This is a genomic window from Asanoa sp. NPDC049475 (genome assembly GCF_040676915.1).
Classification (GTDB): Bacteria; Actinomycetota; Actinomycetes; order Mycobacteriales; family Micromonosporaceae; genus Asanoa.
Genome location: NZ_JBFAPY010000007.1, coordinates 425,837 through 443,905, shown reverse-complemented (window position 1 = coordinate 443,905; position 18,069 = coordinate 425,837). Strand labels below are relative to the sequence as shown.

The following is an 18,069-nucleotide window of genomic DNA, read 5'->3' as shown; positions in this document are numbered from 1 at the left end:
GCACCCGCACGCGACAAGGCGTACGGGTGCCGGAAGCGAGCCCTAGCGCACCGTGCGGAAGAAGGTGCGGACGTCCTCGACGAACAGGTCCGGGGCTTCGAGGGCCGCGAAGTGGCCGCCGCGGTCGTACTCCGTCCAGTGGGTGATGTTGTTGGTCTGCTCCGCGTAGCGGCGGATCGCCACGTCCTCGGCGAACACCGCGACCCCGGTCGGCACGCCGCTCGGCGTCGGCCAGTTGCCGCTGTGCATGCTCTCGTAGTAGAGGTTGGCCGACGTGCCGGCCGTGTTGGTCAGCCAGTAGAGCATCACGTTCGTGAGGATCTCGTCCCGGGCGATCACGTCCTCCGGGAGCTTGCCCCCGTGCGTCCACTCCTGGAACTTCTCGACGATCCAGGCGAGCTGACCGACGGGAGAATCTGCCAGCGCGTACGACAGAGTCTGGGGTCGGGTTGCCTGGATCTGGAAGTAGCCGTTCATGTCCTGCAGGTAGTTGGCCAGCCGGCCCAGCCGCACCTTCTCCGCCTCGGTCATCGTGGCCTGCTCCTCCTCCGGCACCTCGCCGAACGGGATGAAGCCCATCGTGGCCGCGTTGACGTGGATGCCGATCACGTGGTCGGCGTCGACCCGGCCGAGGTCCGGCGAGATGAAGGCGCCGTAGTCGCCGCCCTGGGCGCCGTAGCGCGAGTAGCCCAGGCGCTTCATGAGCTCGGCGAAGGCGCCGGCGATGCGGCGGCTGTCCCAACCCGCCTCCGTGACCCGACCCGAGAGGCCGAAGCCGGGGATCGACGGGATCACCACGTGGAACGCGTCGGCCGGGTTGCCGCCGTGAGCCCGCGGGTCGGTCAGCGGGCCGATCAGGTCGAGGAACTCCACGATCGAGCCGGGCCAGCCGTGGCTGAGCACCAGCGGCAGCGCGTCGGGCTCGGGCGAGCGGACGTGCAGGAAGTGCACCCGCTGACCGTCGATCTCGGTGACGAACTGCGGGAACTCGTTGATCCGGCGTTCCGCGGCGCGCCAGTCGTAGCCGTCGGCCCAGTAGGCGACCAGCTCGCGCAGGTAGTCGACCGGGACGCCGCGCGACCACTCGGCGCCGGGCAGGGCGAACGGCCAGCGAGCACCCGTCAGCCGGGCACGCAGGTCGTCGAGGTCGGCCTGGGGGATCTCGAGGCGGTACGGGTTCATCGTGGCCCTCCATCGGAGCGTTGTGTTCCGTTCCACTTAACCATAACAGAACGGAACGGTACGTTCCAAGAGCTGAGTCCATCGAATCTCGTGCGGACCACGCGAAGGGGTGGGACCGTTCTCGCATGCGGAAGTACGTGATCATGGGAGTGCAGGGCAGCGGCAAAGGCACCCAGTGCACCCTCATGCGCCACGACCTCGAGCTGACCCACATCAGCGTCGGCGACATCCTGCGGTGGAACGTCCAGCAGCACACCAAGATCGGCGCCCTGGTACGCCGCACGATGACCGCGGGTGAGCTGGTCAGCGACGACCTGGTCGAGTCGATCGTGCGGGACCGGTTGCAGCAGCACGACTGGAACTACGGCTTCCTGATCGACGGCTTCCCCCGCAACGTCCGGCAGGCCGGGTTCTTCCTGGAGAGCTACGACATCGACGGCGTGATCCACCTCGACCTGCCCGACGAGGAGGTGCAGAAGCGGGTGCTCAGCCGGCGGCTCTGCGCCGCGTGCGGCATGGACTACAACCTGATCTCGGACCGCCCCGAGGTCGAGGGCAAGTGCGACGTCTGCGGCGGCCCGCTCGTCACCCGCGACGACGACACCCCCGAGGCGCTCGCGGCCCGGTTGCGTGACTACTACGGCAAGACCGAGCCGGTGCTGGAGCTCTTCCGGCGCAAGGAGTACGTGCTGACGGTCGACGCTCGGCCCGATCCGGCCACGGTCCAGAAAGCGATCCGCGCCGGCCTCAACTTGCCGGCGTACCGGGCCTAATGTTGGGGCATGACGATCTACCGCTCCGTCAACCCCGCTCGGCTCGACGACGTGGTCGCCGAGGTGCCGCTGACCGACGCCGCCGGGTTCGTGGCCGCGTGCCGCACCGCCCGGTCCGCGCAGCGCGGGTGGGCGGCGGTCCCGGCTCCGGTGCGCGGTCAGGTCATCGGCAACCTGGGCCGGCTGGTCCGGGCCAACTCCGAGACGCTCGCCCAACTCGTCACCCGCGAGATCGGCAAGCCGATCCTCGAGGCCCGCGGCGAGGTCCAGGAGATCATCGACACCTGCGACTTCTTCCTCGGCGAGGGTCGGCGGATGTACGGGCAGACCGTGCCGAGCGAGATGCCCGACAAGCAGCTGTTCACCTTCCGGGTGCCGGTCGGCGTAGCCGCGATCATCACGGCCGGCAACTTCCCGGTAGCGGTGCCGTCCTGGTACCTGGTGCCCGCCCTGCTCTGCGGCAACGCCGTCGTGTGGAAGCCGGCCGAGTACGCGTCCGCGAGCGCCGCGGCGCTGGCCGCCCTCGTGCGGCGGTCGGGCGTACCCGACGGGGTCTTCTCGGTGGTCGACGCGGACGGGGCGGCCACGTACGACGGGTTGTCTCTCGCGCTGGACGCGGGGCTGGTCGACAAGGTCGGCTTCACCGGCTCGTCGGCCGTGGGCGCGTGGATCGGCGAGCTGACCGGCCGCCACCTCCAGACGCCCTGCCTGGAGCTCGGCGGCAAGAACCCGATGGTGGTCACGCCGGACGCCGACCTGTCGCTGGCCGTCGAGGGCGCGCTGTTCGGCGGCTTCGGCACCGCGGGCCAGCGCTGCACGTCGCTGGGCACGGCGATCGTGCACGAGTCGGTGTACGAGTCCTTCGTGGACTCCCTCGGCAAGGCCTTGGCGGACACGGTGATCGGCGACCCGACTCGGGAGGACGTCCTCTATGGACCGATGCTGACCGACCGGTTCGCGGACCGTTACGAGGAATACCTGACCTGGATCGGCGACCACCACCGCGTGCTGGGCCAGATCGGACGGATCACCGCGGACAATCCTCGGGCCGGTTTCGCCGGCAACCCGGCCGACGGGCTCTTCTACCACCCGGCGCTGGTCGCCGGCGTCCGTCCCGACGACGAGCTGTTCCGCACGGAGACGTTCGGCCCGATCGTCGGGGTGATGCCGTACCGCGAGCTCGACGAGGCGATCGAGCTCGCCAACGCACCGGGCTACGGCCTCTCGTCGTCGATCTACACCAACGACCCTCGGTCAGCGTTCGCGTTCCGCGCGGGCGTCTCGGCCGGGATGGTCAGTGTCAACAACTCCACCTCGGGCGCGGAGGCCCACCTGCCCTTCGGCGGCAACGGCAAGTCGGGCAACGGCTCCCGGCAGTCCGGGGTCTGGGTGCTCGACCAGTTCACCCGCTGGCAGTCGATGAACTGGGACTACTCGGGGCGGCTCCAGAAGGCCCAGATGGACACCCAGACTGTTACGCCGGACCTGGAGTTCCGTCTCTAGCGGTCGAGGGCGATCAGGCCCGCGTGAGTCGGGGTGAAGCCGCACGCGTCGAGGTAGAAGTCGCGCAGGTGCGGCTCGAAGTCGACGTGCAGCCATGCGACGCCGGCGGCTCGGGCCTGGTCGGCGGCGAGGCGGACCAGCCGGGCGCCGACGCCCTGACGCCGGACAACCTGGTCCACGACGGTGTCCAGAACGAACGCGTGGCTCCCGCCGTCCCACGCGACGTTGACGAACCCGACCAGCGCGCCGCCCTGCCGAGCACAGACCCAACCCAGGCTGTGCCGGTGCACGCGATCCCACCAATCGTCCGGCCCCGGCCCGCGGCCGCCGTCACGGTCACGGCCCAAAATCCCGTCGCCGTCGACGCCCAACCGGCCGCCGCCGTCACGGTCACCGCGCGCAATCTCCTCGCCGTGGACGCCCGAGCGGACGTTGCCGCCGTCACGGTCACCGCCCCCAATCCCGTCGCCGTCGACGCCTGAACGGACGTCGCCGCCGTCACGGTCACCGCCTCCAATCCCGTCGCCGTCGACGTCCGGGCGGCCGACGCCGCCCGCGCCGGAGCGCGAGTCACTGACAGCGCGGCCCTCAACGCCAGCGCCCGCACCGCCGCCGGCACCCGAGTGCGCGTCGGGGCCGGTTTGGTCGAAGCCTGCCGCATGTAGTGCCGTGAGCTCCGCGTTGGTGAAGGCGCCGCGCCACTCGTAGGCGATCGTCATCAAATCAGTCAGGTGCCGCGGCCACGTGCAGTCGGCCCGGTGACGGGCGGCCGGACAACGCGGTCGGGTCCACGCTCCATTGACCCGCCAGCCGTGTCACGTCGTCCTCGCCTACGAGCAGGGCGTCCGGGTCCGGCGCGGTTTCCGGGATGCCCAGCGACCGCTCCGCGTCGTCCGGGTCGCCGCGCCACTCCGTGACCTCGCCCGTCTCGCCGACGAAGTCGAAAGCGCGCACCAGCACCCCGTCGACGGCCCGCACCCAGCGGTGCTGCTCGCCCACCCGGTGCGTGGAGAAGAACTGCACCTCCGTGGCCAGCGCGACGGACAGCGCCACCGCCTCGACCGTGCTCGGGATCGTGAAGAGTCGGCGGCCCGCCACCAGGATCCAGTCGTTGTCGCGCGCGCCGGGCAGCGGCGGAGTGACGGCCAGCCGGTCGTCGGTCAGGTGGGCCAGGTCGACGCCCTCGCGCCATGGGGTCGGGCCGAGGTCGCGTAGGCCCAGAGCTTCGACCACTGCCTCCGGATCGCGGCCGCGGATCGCCAACCACGCCTGCTTGCGGCCGAAACCGACCATTGTCTCCGCTGTCACTCGTGCGACGTTAGCTCGCTCCCGTGGTGGCCTCCAGGAACTCGCGTGCCACCCGCTTGGGGACGCACATCCGCCAGGAGTCGAGGACGATCTCGCGCATCTCGGTCTCGTCGATCGCCGATAGTCGGACGCGGACCCAGTTGTAGCGCTCGTCGGACGGGACCGGCATGAGGAACTTGTCGGGCTCGGCCTCGACCAGCGCCACCCGCTCCTCCTTGGGATAGCCGAAACCCATCACGGTCTCGTCGCCCGAGAAGGACAGGAACACCAGGCTGCCCACCCTGAACTTGACCCGGTCGCGGACCAGCACCTCATAGGCTCGCGGCAGGGTGGTGGCGAGCCGTCGCACGTCATCGATGGTGACCACGCGGACACGCTATGCCTGAGGTACGACAAAAAGCGCCGCCACCGTGCCGGCGATCAGGAACGGGCCGAACGGCAGGTGGCTCGACCAACGCACCCGCCCGGCGACCAACAACACGATGCTGACCAGCGCCGACGCCACCAGGCCGGCCATGAGCCCGAGCAGCACGAAACCCCAGCCGAACCACCCGAGCAGCGCGAAGCAGCTCAGCGCCAGCTTCGCGTCGCCGAGGCCGAACCCTCGCCGCCCGAGCAGCACCGTCGTCAGAAAGAAGAAGAGCCCGACCGCCACACCGGCGAGCACCCCACGCCACCAGCGGTCGAAGTCGGCGGGCACCGCGAGGAACAGCACGACGCCGGCCGCCGCGGGCAACGTCAGCCGATCCGGCAACCGGTGCACGGCAAGGTCGACGAGCACCAGGGGCACGGCGAACGCCGCCCACCAGGCATAGGCCGCCAACGCCGGCAGCGGGACCAGCAGCAACCCGATCCCGACGGCCACCAGCGTCAGCGCCTCCACTGTGAACGCCGGCGGGCCGACCCGACCGCGACAGCCACCACATCGGCCCGTGGGCAGCAGCGCACCCGGTGGCCCACCGACCCCCGCCGGAGCGCCACACGTCGGGCACGTGCGCCGCCACGGTGCGCCGGGCGCGACCGAGTGGCACAGCGCCAACCACCGCAGCAGGGGCGTCACGAACACGGCAGGTAGCCAGATCGGCGCCGTGCGTACCCGGGCATCCGGCGTCATGCCACCCTCCAGATAAACACGGAGAGTAACGCCATGATCGCGATAATGGATCTTCCGGCGGGTTGCGGCAACACCCCGAGCCGAGGGGGCCAGGTGGACAGAGCACCGGTCCGTGAATCGGACACAAACCGACGGTCTCGCGCATATCGCGGCGCGGATCGCACACGCTGTCCGTCACATGATAAGGAGCGCGGGATGTGCGCACCCGAGTGCAGCACCCAGCCGAATAACGCCGCCATGGTTGATCCTTCCGTGACCGTACGTGTTATTTCAGATCGCCTCTGTTGCATCGGCGATCGTCAGCCTATGCTCGGCCCTCGGGTGTTGCACTACCGTTCTAAAAGCACCCCGCCGCTGCTTTGACGATCCAAGTTGATAAATGTTAAACACGGTCGGATCATCGTCCGACCCTTGGCTCACCACGCCCAGTTTCGCCCCACGGTCCCAGGCGACGCAGGGAGGATGCACCGTGCCCGCACCACGAACGGCGAGCGCCGCGCTCGCCGTCGCGCTTGTGGCGGCCCTCGCCGCCTGCGGTTCCGAGCCGCCATCGGCGGCCACATTCGAGAATGCGCCGGCGACCGCGACCGATCCCGAAACGGTCGCGGCGACAAAGTCCGCCCTCGCCGCGTACGCCGGTTATCTCGCAGCCGCGAGAAAGGCCGAGACAATTCCCGACCCGAACTATCCGGAGCTGAAGAAATACCTCGGCGATCCGCTGCTGACCCGCGTCCGGACCACTATTCGTGACATTAAGGAGCATGGCGCGATGCGTACCGGCAAACTCATTTCCGACCCACGGGTCACCGCCGTGAGCTTGGATTCCGTGCCGGCGACCGTCTCGATCCAGGACTGCATCGACGCCACCGGCTACACGATGGTCGACGCGAAGACGAAGAAGAAGGTGCCCGGTCACGCGGCCGGGCGGTACGTCGCGACGGCAACCGCGAGTCAGTATCCCGACGGCCGTTGGCTGATCGACTCGGGCCTCGCGCACAAGGACCAGCCATGCTGACCGCGGCCCGCCGAGTGGCCCAGATCGGCGTGCTCGCCGCCGGCCTCGCGATGATTCTGAACGGCACAGCGGCAGCGGCCGACGGCGGCGCCGAATGCCCACCCAACCAGACCACCTGCGACGGCTGGGGTGAAGGCGGCGGCAAGCCGGGCAACGGCGGCACCCGGCCGCCCGGCGGTGGCGGCGGCAACGGCGGAGGTGCCGGCCCGTGCATCCGCGACGGCGAGGAAGTCCCCTGCCACGACGACCTGCTGGGCTGGTTCAACCGCTCGGACGGCTGCTACTACCGGGTGACCGAGCCGCAGCCGGCCGGCGTCCCCGAGGGCATGACCTCGTACACCCGTAGCTGCGGCGCGGGCGGCTTGGCCGGCGGCGAGCCGGTGCTGCTCGAGAACCCTCCGCCCGGCTTCGGCGCCCCGCCCGATCCGGCCGTGCTGGCCCAGCGCGCGCTGGAGAGCCTCGACCTGCTCCCTCCGGAGATCGGCATCGCGCCCAACCCGGCGGTCGGCCCCGGCCTGGTCGGGCTGCCGATCTGGCTCTGGGTGCCGGCCGACCCCGATCCCGGCGACGACGCCAGCACCTGGGGTCCGTTGACGGCCAGCGAGTCGGAGGGCGGCGTCACGGTCACCCTGACCGCGACGGTCGGCAAGATCGTCTTCGAGATGGGCGATGGCAAGACCGTGACCTGCGACAACCCCGGCACGCCGTACGTCCGACAGGGTGGCAAGTCGCCGACCTGCGGCTACGACGGCTACCGGGCGGCCAGCCCGCGCAACGGCAGCTACACGGTCGAGGCGACGACCACCTGGACCGTCACCTGGGTCGCCGGTGGGCAGAACGGGACGATCGAAGGGGTCACCCGGGAGAACGAAGCGCAGATCCAGATCGACGAGCTCCAGGTGGTGACCAAGTGACCGCGACACCGACTCGCAACTCCGCCATGCCGGTGCCCGCACCGATCGCTCCGCCCAAGGTGATCCGGCAACGCCGGATGCGTCCCGGGCTGCTCGGCCTGGCCGTGCTGCTCATCGCCCTCGGCGGCCTGGGCGCCGCGTTCGCGATCACGTCGGTCAAGGCAACCGGCGACTACCTCGCCGTCGCGCGCTCGGTGCCGCAGGGCACCACGCTGACCGCCGACGACCTGGCGACCGTGCAAGTGGCTGGTGGCGCCGGGCTGGCGTCAGTGCCGGCCAGCCGGCGGGCCCAGGTCGTCGGCAAGCGCGCCGCGGTCACGCTGATGCCCGGCTCGTTGCTGACCATGTCGCAGCTGACCGACAAGCCGCTGCTCACCGAAGGCCAGCAGCAGGTGGCACTGGGGCTGCGGGCCAACCAGGTGCCGGCCCGACGGCTGCTACCCGGCGACAAGGTCATCCTGGTCGGCACGCCCGAGAAGGACGCACCACCGGCGATCACGCGGTACGACGCGACGGTCATCGACATGGCGCTCGACCGCGCCAACGCGACGGTCTACCTGGCGCTGCGGGCCACCGACGTGGCCGCGGTCGTGCTGCTGGCATCCGACGACCGGATCGCCGTCGTCCTCGTCCCTGGCGCGTGACGTGGCGATCATCGCGCTGGTCTCCGGCAAGGGTGCGCCCGGCGTCACCACCGCCGCACTGGCCTGCACGTTGACCTGGCACCGCCGGCTGGTCCTGGCCGAGTGCGACCCGTCCGGCGGCTCGATCCTCGCGGGCTACCTCGGTGGCGCGCTGGAAGGGCGACGCGGGCTGGGTGAGGTGGCCGTCGCGGAGTTGCGCGACGGCAACCTCGAGGCACACTTCTGGTCGCAGCTCGTCGACCTCGACGCGCCCAAGCGGGAGCGCCTGCTCCTGCCGGGCGTGGTCGACGCGGCCCAGGCGGGCAGCGTGACCCCGCTGTGGCAACGGTTCGCCGACTTCTTCGTGACCCTCGAACGCGGCCAGCCACCGTTCGACGTGCTTGTCGACTGTGGACGCATCCAGGTCGGCAACCCGCCGTGGCCGCTGTTGCGGTCCGCGGCGACCGTGCTGGTGGTCACCGGCGCCCGCCTGGCCGACCTCTCGGCCGCACGCGGGGCGATCCGGGCGATCGAGCGCGACTTCACGGACCACCGGGTGCCGCCCGGCAACCTGCGGCTGCTGGTGGTCGGCGACGGCCACCCGAAGGCCGAGATCAGCAAGGCGTTGAAGCTGCCGGTGATCGGCCACCTGCCGGACGATCCGCGTACCGCCGAGGTGTTGACGCACGGCGGCACGGTGCGGGCCAACCGGCCGCTGATGCGCGCGGCCGGCGCGCTCGAGGTGCCGGTGCACAGCCTCCTCGACCGCCGCCGCGCGCGGCTGAACTGGCCGACCGCGGAGGTGGGCCATGCGGTTTGAGCCGGTGGCCTACGACCCCCGCGGTCACGAGGGCGGCGCCACGTCCACGGTGCCGCCGCTGACCCACAACGGACGGCACCACCACCCGGAACAGCCCGAGGTCCCGCAAGCGGCACCGCCGCCGATCGCGCAGCCACACCCGCAGTCCCAGACCCAGCCTCTGCCGCAGACCCGGCGCCGGGTCGACTTCGCGCTCGTCCGCGAGTTGCGCCGGGAGCTCTCCGAACGGCTCACGCGCTGGCAGCGCGGCCGCGACTACACGCCGGGCGAGGAGGACCTCGAACGCACGCGACTCGCCGCCGAGGTGGTCGCCGCGTACGCCGACGCGGTCCGCCGCGCCGGCACCCCGCTGCACGCCGCAGACGAGCGCGCCCTGCTCGACCAGGTCACCGCCGAATTGGTCGGCCTGGGAAGACTGCAATCCCTGCTGATCGACGAGTCGATCGAAGAGGTGCACATCCTCGGCTGCGACCAGGTCCGGATCACCCGCCACGGCGGCGGCGTCGACTGGGGCGACCCGATCGCCGACAGCGACGACGAGATGGTGGAGATCCTCCAGGCCGCGGCGCGGCGGGCCGGCTCGACCGAGCGGAGCCTGTCGACCTCGAAGCCGACCCTCGATCTCCAGTTGCCCGACGGCAGCCGACTGGCGGCCGTGTTCCTGGTCAGCCACCGCCCGTACGCGGTGATCCGCCGTCACAACACCCTCGACGTGACGCTCGACGAACTGGCCGGCGCCCGTGCCGACCTCGACGAGATGATCGACCCGCTGGTCCGCGACTTCCTGCGCGCGGCGATGCGGGCCGGGCTCAACATCATGGTGGCCGGCCTGGCCGGCGCCGGGAAGACCACGGTCATCCGTGCGCTGATGAACGAGATCCCGGCGGACGAGCCGTACGTGCTGCTGGAGGAGAGCCGCGAGCTGCTGCCCGCCCGCCGGCAGCTCAAGCACCGCGCGGTGATGAGCTTCGAAGCCCGGGAGGGCCACGGCGAGCGCGGCTTCGACGGCCGCCCGGCGGGTGAGGTGACGATCGCCGACCTGATCCCGGTCTCGCTGCGGATGGGCGTCCTGCGGATCATCGTCGGCGAGGTCCGGTCCCGCGAGATCGTGCCGATGCTCCAGGCGATGACCACGAGCCGCGGTTCGATGTGCACGATCCACGCGCGTACGCCCGGCGGGGTGAGCGAACGCATCATCGAGCTCGCGCTGTCCCACGGCCGGGAGATGACCGTCGACCAGGCGCGCCGGATGGCCGGCAACGCGCTGGACCTGATCGTCTACGTGACGGTCGAGGACGAGACCGCGATCGGCGGCCGCAAGCACCGCTTCATCTCGCACATCGAAGAGGTGATCGGGGTCAGCGAGCACAACCGCATCTCCACCACCACCGTGTTCGGCCCGGGCGCCGACGGCCGGGCGATCCCCCTCCACCTGCCGGAACGGGTTCGCGACCAGCTGATGCGGATCGGTTACGACGCCCGGATGCTGACCCGCTACATCGAGGCCGGCACCGGTGCGTGGCGCCGGCCGAGGCACACCCAGCTCCAGCAGCGGAGGTCGATGTGAAGCTGCCCGCCGACCTCGAACTGATCGCCCTGCTCGCCGGCGCCACCTGCATGGCGGGCGCGGTCCTGGCGGTGGTGGCCATCGTCGGCACCACCGCGCCGGCCCGGCCCGCCCGCGGATCCGCGCTGAGTCGACTGTGGACCGGATCCAGCGACAACCCGCGCGACCGCCGCCGGCACCAGATCCTGCTCGTCTGCGCGGCCGGTGCGGGTGCGCTCGCGTTCCTGGTGTCGGGGTTGCCGATGGTGGGGCTGCTGGTGGCGGTGGCCGTGCCGGGCACGCCGTGGCTGTTCACCGTCGGCCGCGCCGAGCAACGGGCGGTGGCCCGGATCGAGGCGATCGGTGAGTGGACGCGCCGCCTCAAGGACGTCTCCAGCACCGGGCAGGGCCTCCAGCAGGCGATCGTCGGCACGGTCGCGACCGTTCCCGAGCAGGTCCAGGACGAGGTGCGGCTGCTCGCCGCGCGTCTCCAGGCCGGTTGGCAGGCCCGCACCGCGCTGCTCGCGTTCGCCGACGACATCGGCGACCCGGTGGCCGACCAGGTCGTCGCCGCGCTGATCCTGCATCTGTCGGACCGCGGCGAGCGCCTCGGCGACGTGCTGGGCTCGATCGCGTCGGCGGCCTCGGCCGAGGTCGCCACCCGTCGCGAGGTCGAGGCCAAGCGCACGCAACCCCGGTTCGCGGTGCGCTTCCTGACCGGCATGGTGCTGCTGGTGCTGGCCTACGGCCTGATCAACCCCGATTACATGAGCCCGTACGGCACGCCGACCGGCCAGATCGTGATGGCCGTGCTCGGCGCCGTGTTCGTCGGCCTGCTCGCCTGGGTCCGCACGATGAGCCTGCCGGCCAAGAGCGCCCGCTTCCTGGCCGCGCCCAAGCTCGAGGAGGCGGTCCGGTGATCGTCCTCAACCTGCCGTTCGTCTCGGGCGTGCTCGGCGGCGCGCTGATCGGTGCCGGCGCCTTCGTCATCATCCGCGAGTCGCTGCCCGCCTCGCCCGCGCTCGCCCCCGCACTCCGCAGGTTGCACCAGCCGGGGGTGAGCGGCCCAACGGTCCAGACCCGGCGCAACCTCGACTGGCTCGGCGGGCTGTCCCGCTGGCTCCGCCCGCCGACCCGGGACCTCGCGCTGCTGGGCCGCACGCCGGAGCAGTACGCGCTGTCGCTGTTGATCGCAGCCGGCGCCGGGCTGCTCGCGCCCGTGCTGCTGACCGTGTTCTGCCAGCTCGTCGGCATCGGGCTGCCGTTCTTCGTCCCGGTGATCGGCAGCCTCGGCCTGGCCGCCGTAGCCGCGTTCATCGCGCACCGCGACGTGCTCAGCAAGGCCGACCGCGCCAGGCGGGAGTTCACCCGGGCCGTCTGCACCTACCTCGACCTCGTGGCACTGCAGTTGACCGCCGCGCACGGGCCGGTGCAGGCACTGGAGAACGCCGCCGCGGTCTGCGACGGCTGGGTCTTCGAGCGGATCCGCTCCGCTCTGCGAATGGCCCAGTTGCAGATGCACTCGCCGTGGGAGGAGCTGCGCGAGCTGTCCGAGGAGATCGGCGTCGTGGAGCTCGGCGACGTCGGCGCGATCATGCAGTCCTCCGGCACCGAGGGCGCTCAGGTTCACGAGACGCTGCGCACCCGGGCCGACTCCCTGCGCGACCAGATCCGCACCGACAACCTCAGTCGCGCCGAGGCGGTCACCGGCCGCCTCGACGTACCCGGAGCGATGCTCGTGTTCGTTCTCATGGGCTTCGTTCTCTACCCCTTCCTGACCCGGGTCTGAGCCCGGGCGTTCGAGAGGAAAGTCCGATGGCGTACCTCGCCTATCTGCACGTAGTCGCGTTGGAGCGGCTTCGCACAACGCTGCGCGGCGGCGAAGGGGACCGGGGCGACAACCCGGTGCCGACCGCGATCATCATCGTCGGCCTGGCCCTGATGGCCGGCATCGTCGTGGCCTGGGCGATGACCACGGCCAACAACTTCATGGACCAGTCAGGCGACATCCAGGAGCTGAACCCCGGCGGGGGCGAAGGCTGAGCATGGCCCTACCACCGATCCCGGGTACGGACGCGGCCACCGCGCGCCGGAGCCCGGACGTGCCCGGGGATCGGGACAGCTCCGATCGGGGCGCATCGCCGGTCGAGCTCGCCATCGTCGCACCACTGATCATTCTGTTGCTCTTCCTGGCCATCCAGATCGCGGCCATCTTCCTCGCCCGCTCCGCGGCCCTGTCGGCCGCGCAGGAGGCGGTCGGCGCGCAGCGGGCCTACCAGGCACCACCGGGCGTCGGCATCACGAAGGGCAACGCGTTCCTGACGCACACCGGTGACTGGCTCACGGAGGCCCAGGTGGAGGCCGCGCCCGCCGAGGCCGACGAGGTGGCGTTCACCGTCACCGGCCAGGCCTTGTCCGTCATCCCCGGTGTCCGCTTCCCCGTCGCGCAGACGGCGCACGGCACCGTCGAACGATTCACCGTGGACCAGCCATGAGAGATCGCGGCTCGGCGTCGGTCGAGGTGGCCATCCTGCTGCCGGCGTTCATCATGCTGATGGTGGTGGCGTCCTTCGTCGGGCGGGTGACCATCGCCCAGAACGCCGTCGACCTGGCCGCGCACGACGCCGCCCGGGCGGCGTCGATCGAGCGAGAAGGCGACCGGGCGGCGGCCGCGGCCCGCGACGCGGCCAACGACACCCTCGACGAGCTCGACGTGCTCTGCCTCAACCGCACCATCACGCCGGACGTGGCCGACGCGTTCGGCAACGACGACTTCGGCCCGCAGGCCGGGCCGCCGCCGGTGGTCACCGTGACGGTGGAGTGCACGCTCGACTTCACCGGGTTCCCGTTCCTCGACCTGACCACGACCAACGTGAGCGCGCGCTACACCTCGCCGTTGGACTGGTACCGCGGACGGAGCCTCGGATGACCGGCAACCTCGAGCCTCCGGCGTCGGCGGGCGGCGCCGGCGCCGGAGTCGGTGCTGACCGCGGCAGGGTCAGCGTCTTCATCGCGGTCGCGCTGGTCGGCGTGCTGATCGTGATCGGGCTGACGTTCGACGGGATCGGCCGGATCCGGGCCTACCAGCGGGCCGCCAACATCGCGGCGGAGGCCGCGCGGGCCGGCGGCCAGGCGATCGACGTGGCGGACGCGATCGCCGGCGCACCGGCTGCCGTCGACCCGGCCGCCGCCCGGGCCGCCGCGCTGGCCTTCATCGACAACCTCGACGACCCGACCGTGGTCGACCGCACAGTGGCGCTGGGCGAGGACGACGACGGCAACGAGAGCACCCAGTTCCTCCAGGTCACGGTCACCATCTCGTACGACGCGGCGATGCTCGATTTCTTCGGCTTCGACGACACGTACCCGGTGCGCGCGGAGGCCACGGTCGAGCTGGTCACCACCACCGATGCCTTTCCCGAGGAGGATCCGTGACCGTTTCCACGCCCCGCCGCGTGGGGCAGATCGTCACCGGCCTGGGTGCGCTCGTCCTGCTGGTCGCCCTGGTCGGCGGTGCGCCGATCGCGCTGCTCGCGTTCGCGGGCAACCCGTTGCCTGACCACGTGCCCTCCTTCGCCGAGATCGGCACGGCGCTGACCAGCCGCGACGACGGCCAGCTCTTCGTGCGTACGTTGGCGGTGCTCGGCTGGTTGGGATGGGGGACGTTCGCCATGTCCGTGCTGGTGGAGCTGCCGTTCCGACTGGTGCGCCGACCGACGCCCCGACTACCCGGGCTGCGCCGCCAGCAGCGGATGGCGGCGGCGCTGATCGGCTCGGCGCTGATCCTCATCGGAAGCCCGGCGACGGCCGCGATCGCGTCGACGGGCCAGCCGGTGGTGCTGCACGTCCCGGCCCGCGCCGCGGGCGCGTCGTCGTCGCTGGTCGCCGAGACACCGTGGGCGTCCGCTCCGGAGCGGGCCGCCGCGACGGTGCCGGCCGCGACGCCGGCGTCCCCGGTCGGCGTCGCGCACCTGCTCCCCGCGCATCGGCTGAGCGACGCGGACGAGGAGCCGCGCTACCAGGTCGAGCGGGGCGACTATCTGGGAGCGATCGCCGACCGGTACGTGGGCGACTTCGGCGACTACCCGGAACTGGCCCGCCTGAACAAGATCCAAAATCCGGACCGGATCTATCCGGGCCAGCTGCTCAAGCTGCCGGACGAGGCGATCGACCACGGCTACCGTCCACATGCGAGCGGCATGGTCATCCAGCCAGGCATCGACGACGGGCACGACCCGACAAAGCCCCCGCCGACCCAGCCGGCCCCGACCCAGCCCAAGCCGAGCCAGCCAACGCCGAGCCAGCCCAAGCACAGCGAGCCAGAGCCGAGCCAGCCAGCGCCGGGTCCCGCCTTGCCCGCGCCGCCGAAGGTGACCACCGTGCCGCCGGTGCTGCCGGCCCCCCGCCCGCCGGTAGTGGTGCCGCTCCCACCGGCATCGCCGGACCAGAACATGGCGGCGGGCGCACCGCAGTCCACCGACTCAGGACTCCAGATCAACCGCCCACTAGCCGTCTCAGCCGTGATCGCCGCCGCCGCGATCGTAGGCGCACAGGTCGGCACCGTCTTCGGACTACGCCGTCGACCGGCCGGGACCCCGGTCGACGGCGGCCGCCACCGCGCCGGAGACGAATGACCTGTGAGGGGATTCCCGCCGTTGTTCGGGCGGCGGCGGGAAATCCTCCCCTTCAACCAACAACTTGTTAGGACTCGGGTTCGCGGTGGGCACGACCGTTGCTCCCGCCAGAGACCGCTCCGCTTCCACCTCCGCATGGCCGCGCGCTCCACTGCAACGCAGAGACCAACCCCGCGGGTCCGTATGCGTGGCCAACCGACGTCGATAGCGGGCCGCTACCCGGTAGATCCGGCGGACCCGATGCATGCGGCAGCCGTGCATGTGCGGACTCGCTCAAAGCGCGCCCGCGACGGAACCCGCGGCCAACCTCGACCGCGGATGGGCATCCGCTCGTAGCGAAGACCACCAACGCCCACGTCGGACCGCGGCTGGTCTCCGCGTTCGGTCGGAGCGGTCAGAAGGCTGTGCCGCGGCCTAGCTGGCGTTGCCCTGTCTCGTTGCGGAGTTGGCGGGCCTGGCGTAGCGGCTTCGTGTGGTGGTAGACGCCGATGCCCCAACCCAGAATCGGCCAGAGCGGCCATGGGTACCACGCGCCCGTGGCCAGGCCTACCACGAACCAGATCGTGATCATTAGGCCGCTGCCCGCGATGTACGCCGCGAGGTGTTTGCGGGCCGATGCCTGCTGGGCGACCAGCCGGTCCGCTCGGCGGCGGTTCTTCTCCCAACCCCGTACCCATTCGGACGGGATCTCGGCGGCGACCCGGTCGAGGTCGGCTCGGGTGACGGCCGAGTACGCTGCCGCGACCCGCCCGTCGAACTCCTCGGTGGTCAGATAGCCGGCGCCGGTGGCGTCGGCGAGCATTTTGGCGGCCGCTTCGCGTTCGGCGTTCGATACGCGCTCGTGCGGTTTCGTCATCTCGGTCCCCCCTCTTCCCACCATCTACCTTCCAGGCTAGTCTTGTCACCGTCAAGATAACTAGTCAACGGCAAGATTGGACGGCCACCGTGGCTCTGACCCCTCAGTCACTGGGCATCGCCGGCGTACTCCTGATCACGATCGTGACCATCGAGACCGGCGGGTACTACCTGACCAAGGTGGCTCGAGGTGCCGCCCCGCTGACCGACTTCCAGAAGGCGTTCGCCCGCGCCGGGCACGCGCACGCCGGCGTCTTCGTGATCCTGAGCCTGGTGGCTCTGCCGTACGCCGATGCCGCAGGCGCCCATGGTTTCTGGGGTTGGCTCGCCCGCACCGCGATCCCGATCGCCGCGATCCTGATGCCCGCCGGCTTCTTCCTCTCCTCGATGGGCCGCGGTCGCACCGAGCCCAACGCCCTGATCGCCCTGCTCTGGGTGGGCGCCGCGTTCCTCGCGGCCGGAGCGCTAACCCTCGGCATCCTCGTGCTCGCCGCGGCCTGAGCACGTAAAGAGCGCCCCCGGTCCACCATGGACCGAGGGCGCTCCGGAGGGAAGAAAAGCCTACCTGTTGGTGCTGATCCGCAGCAGCTCGCCGCGGCCGGCCGTGGTGGACCGGTTGGACACGTACAACGAACCGTCGTCACCCACCGCCAGACCGCCCGGAGCGACCAGGCGGCCCGGTGCGAGCTCGACCTGGTTGCCGCGCCGGTCCACCCGGATCAGCGCACCGGCCTGGTCACCGCTGAGCAGCCCGTTCTTGGCGATCTCGAGTACCAGCAGGCGACCCTGGCGGTCGAAGGCCAGGTCGACGACGTTGGTGAAGCCACGAGCGAACACCGTCGGCCGCTCGCCCGGCACGACCCGGTAGATGTTGGCGCCGCCCACCGGGAACGGGAAGCCGGTCAGCTGACCGACGTAGAACGCCCCGTCCGGCCCCCGCACGACCGAGGTCGGCACCGCCTGCATCGGCACCCGCTGGCCGTTGGGACCCTGCACGAACCTGTTCTGGAAGACCGCGAGCGTCGAAACCTGGCCCCGGCGGTCGACGCTGAGCAGGGTGTTGCCGCCGGCGTCCGTCGACACCACGCCGTTGCGGGTGGCGAGCACGCCGTACGGGTTGCTGTCCACACCCTGCCGGTCCGGGTCGCGCCGGGCCTCGAAGGCCGCGTGGTCACCGAGGCTCCGGATGCTCAGCCTGTCGCGCTCGGCACTGATCACCACGCTGCGGCCGAGCAGCAGCCCGCCGAATCCGAGCCCGGCCCGGGTCTGCGGTGTTCCGCCGAGCCCGATCGTGGTGACGAGGTCGCCGCCCCCGTACGACGACACGTCGTGCGGCCCGATCGCCTGGGAACCGTCGGCGCCCGCGAGCGAGGGAAGACCGCCCACGATGCGCCGCTGAGTCCAGGTGTCGCGCCTGCCCGTCGACACGGCGGTGATGCCGCCGCTGAAACCGAGGCAGACCTTGCCGCCCTCGGCCGATTCGACGCACTTGTCGCTCCGGCCGCCTCGCCCCGCCTCCGCGACCAGCACGGCACCGTTGGTGCCGACCGCCACGCCGCGCGGGTTGTCAAGGCCGCGTGCGATGACGGAGACCCACGGCCGGTTGTTCATCGGCGCCGCGTTGGCCAGCGCCGGTGTGAGCATGGTCGCCGCGATGGCCCCGGCGAGAACGGTGGCGAAGCGATGAAGTTTCATGAAACCCCCGTATATACACAAAGGACGCGATTAGGCTGGCACGCCAGGCCGGCCGGGCGTGGGTGACCCGCCGAAAGTCACCCACGC

The 18,069-nt window shown here is 71.1% G+C and carries 22 protein-coding genes; 15 read left to right on the top strand and 7 right to left on the bottom strand.

Annotated elements, in window-relative coordinates; genetic code table 11:
• Positions 1 to 42: 42 nt before the first annotated feature.
• On the bottom strand, positions 43 to 1,182 hold the full coding sequence (locus tag AB0J88_RS29405) for an epoxide hydrolase family protein (RefSeq protein ID WP_364349865.1): 1,140 nt from the start codon (positions 1,180 to 1,182) through the stop codon (positions 43 to 45).
• A gap of 125 nt (positions 1,183 to 1,307) precedes the next feature.
• Between AB0J88_RS29405 and AB0J88_RS29400 the strand changes: the two genes are divergently transcribed.
• Positions 1,308 to 1,955: a nucleoside monophosphate kinase gene (locus tag AB0J88_RS29400; RefSeq protein WP_364349868.1), complete on the top strand. Its 648-nt coding sequence runs from the start codon at positions 1,308 to 1,310 to the stop codon at positions 1,953 to 1,955.
• Positions 1,956 to 1,964: 9 nt separating this feature from the next.
• Entirely contained in the window at positions 1,965 to 3,458 is a 1,494-nt protein-coding gene (locus AB0J88_RS29395; RefSeq protein WP_364349871.1) for an aldehyde dehydrogenase family protein, read from the top strand.
• Here AB0J88_RS29395 and AB0J88_RS29390 read toward each other — a convergent pair.
• The 4 genes from AB0J88_RS29390 to AB0J88_RS29375 are packed head-to-tail and all read right to left on the bottom strand — an operon-like array spanning position 3,455 to position 5,880.
• Positions 3,455 to 4,177, bottom strand: a complete 723-nt coding sequence (locus AB0J88_RS29390; protein ID WP_364349874.1) for a GNAT family N-acetyltransferase — start codon at positions 4,175 to 4,177, stop codon at positions 3,455 to 3,457. The two genes, AB0J88_RS29395 and AB0J88_RS29390, sit on opposite strands and share 4 nt — an antisense overlap.
• 4 nt (positions 4,178 to 4,181) lie before the next feature.
• Positions 4,182 to 4,766, bottom strand: coding sequence for a hypothetical protein (locus tag AB0J88_RS29385; RefSeq protein WP_364349877.1), 585 nt, complete (start codon positions 4,764 to 4,766; stop codon positions 4,182 to 4,184).
• Between the two features lie 10 nt (positions 4,767 to 4,776).
• Entirely contained in the window at positions 4,777 to 5,133 is a 357-nt protein-coding gene (locus AB0J88_RS29380; RefSeq protein ID WP_364349880.1) for an MmcQ/YjbR family DNA-binding protein, read from the bottom strand.
• A 9-nt stretch (positions 5,134 to 5,142) separates the two neighbouring features.
• On the bottom strand, positions 5,143 to 5,880 hold the full coding sequence (locus tag AB0J88_RS29375; protein WP_364349883.1) for an A24 family peptidase: 738 nt from the start codon (positions 5,878 to 5,880) through the stop codon (positions 5,143 to 5,145).
• A gap of 469 nt (positions 5,881 to 6,349) precedes the next feature.
• Between AB0J88_RS29375 and AB0J88_RS29370 the strand changes: the two genes are divergently transcribed.
• The 12 genes from AB0J88_RS29370 to AB0J88_RS29315 are packed head-to-tail and all read left to right on the top strand — an operon-like array spanning position 6,350 to position 15,432.
• On the top strand, positions 6,350 to 6,895 hold the full coding sequence (locus AB0J88_RS29370) for a hypothetical protein (RefSeq protein WP_364349886.1): 546 nt from the start codon (positions 6,350 to 6,352) through the stop codon (positions 6,893 to 6,895).
• On the top strand, positions 6,889 to 7,809 hold the full coding sequence (locus AB0J88_RS29365; protein ID WP_364349889.1) for a hypothetical protein: 921 nt from the start codon (positions 6,889 to 6,891) through the stop codon (positions 7,807 to 7,809). The genes AB0J88_RS29370 and AB0J88_RS29365 overlap by 7 nt, the downstream gene beginning before the upstream one ends.
• Positions 7,810 to 7,835: 26 nt before the next feature.
• Positions 7,836 to 8,453, top strand: a complete 618-nt coding sequence (locus AB0J88_RS29360; RefSeq protein WP_364350969.1) for an SAF domain-containing protein — start codon at positions 7,836 to 7,838, stop codon at positions 8,451 to 8,453.
• Between the two features lies 1 nt (position 8,454).
• Entirely contained in the window at positions 8,455 to 9,252 is a 798-nt protein-coding gene (locus AB0J88_RS29355; RefSeq protein ID WP_364349892.1) for a ParA family protein, read from the top strand.
• The gene (locus tag AB0J88_RS29350) at positions 9,242 to 10,819 is read left to right on the top strand and encodes an ATPase, T2SS/T4P/T4SS family (RefSeq protein ID WP_364349895.1); all 1,578 of its coding nucleotides are present in this window, start codon (positions 9,242 to 9,244) and stop codon (positions 10,817 to 10,819) included. The genes AB0J88_RS29355 and AB0J88_RS29350 overlap by 11 nt, the downstream gene beginning before the upstream one ends.
• 50 nt (positions 10,820 to 10,869) lie before the next feature.
• A complete protein-coding gene (locus AB0J88_RS29345) occupies positions 10,870 to 11,718 on the top strand; it encodes a type II secretion system F family protein (protein ID WP_364350972.1) in 849 nt (282 codons plus the stop codon).
• Positions 11,718 to 12,587: a type II secretion system F family protein gene (locus tag AB0J88_RS29340; RefSeq protein WP_364350974.1), complete on the top strand. Its 870-nt coding sequence runs from the start codon at positions 11,718 to 11,720 to the stop codon at positions 12,585 to 12,587. The genes AB0J88_RS29345 and AB0J88_RS29340 overlap by 1 nt, the downstream gene beginning before the upstream one ends.
• 26 nt (positions 12,588 to 12,613) lie before the next feature.
• A complete protein-coding gene (locus tag AB0J88_RS29335) occupies positions 12,614 to 12,841 on the top strand; it encodes a hypothetical protein (RefSeq protein ID WP_364349898.1) in 228 nt (75 codons plus the stop codon).
• A 2-nt stretch (positions 12,842 to 12,843) separates the two neighbouring features.
• Positions 12,844 to 13,293, top strand: coding sequence for a TadE/TadG family type IV pilus assembly protein (locus tag AB0J88_RS29330; RefSeq protein WP_364349901.1), 450 nt, complete (start codon positions 12,844 to 12,846; stop codon positions 13,291 to 13,293).
• Complete coding sequence (locus AB0J88_RS29325; protein ID WP_364349904.1) at positions 13,290 to 13,727, top strand: TadE family protein; 438 nt, start codon at positions 13,290 to 13,292, stop codon at positions 13,725 to 13,727. Before AB0J88_RS29330 ends, AB0J88_RS29325 begins: the two co-directional genes overlap by 4 nt.
• Positions 13,724 to 14,233, top strand: a complete 510-nt coding sequence (locus AB0J88_RS29320; protein ID WP_364349907.1) for a hypothetical protein — start codon at positions 13,724 to 13,726, stop codon at positions 14,231 to 14,233. The genes AB0J88_RS29325 and AB0J88_RS29320 overlap by 4 nt, the downstream gene beginning before the upstream one ends.
• The gene (locus AB0J88_RS29315; RefSeq protein ID WP_364349910.1) at positions 14,230 to 15,432 is read left to right on the top strand and encodes a LysM peptidoglycan-binding domain-containing protein; all 1,203 of its coding nucleotides are present in this window, start codon (positions 14,230 to 14,232) and stop codon (positions 15,430 to 15,432) included. The genes AB0J88_RS29320 and AB0J88_RS29315 overlap by 4 nt, the downstream gene beginning before the upstream one ends.
• Before the next feature lie 394 nt (positions 15,433 to 15,826).
• Here the strand turns inward: AB0J88_RS29315 and AB0J88_RS29310 are convergent, their stop codons facing one another.
• Positions 15,827 to 16,288 (bottom strand): DUF1707 domain-containing protein, encoded by a 462-nt coding sequence (locus AB0J88_RS29310; protein WP_364349913.1) that lies wholly within the window; start codon positions 16,286 to 16,288, stop codon positions 15,827 to 15,829.
• A gap of 89 nt (positions 16,289 to 16,377) precedes the next feature.
• Here AB0J88_RS29310 and AB0J88_RS29305 point away from each other — a divergent pair, with 89 nt between their 5' ends.
• Complete coding sequence (locus tag AB0J88_RS29305; protein WP_364349916.1) at positions 16,378 to 16,788, top strand: hypothetical protein; 411 nt, start codon at positions 16,378 to 16,380, stop codon at positions 16,786 to 16,788.
• A gap of 60 nt (positions 16,789 to 16,848) precedes the next feature.
• On the opposite strand, the gene AB0J88_RS29300 is transcribed toward AB0J88_RS29305, so the two are convergent.
• A complete protein-coding gene (locus tag AB0J88_RS29300; RefSeq protein ID WP_364349919.1) occupies positions 16,849 to 17,982 on the bottom strand; it encodes a ScyD/ScyE family protein in 1,134 nt (377 codons plus the stop codon).
• Positions 17,983 to 18,069 lie beyond the last annotated feature (87 nt).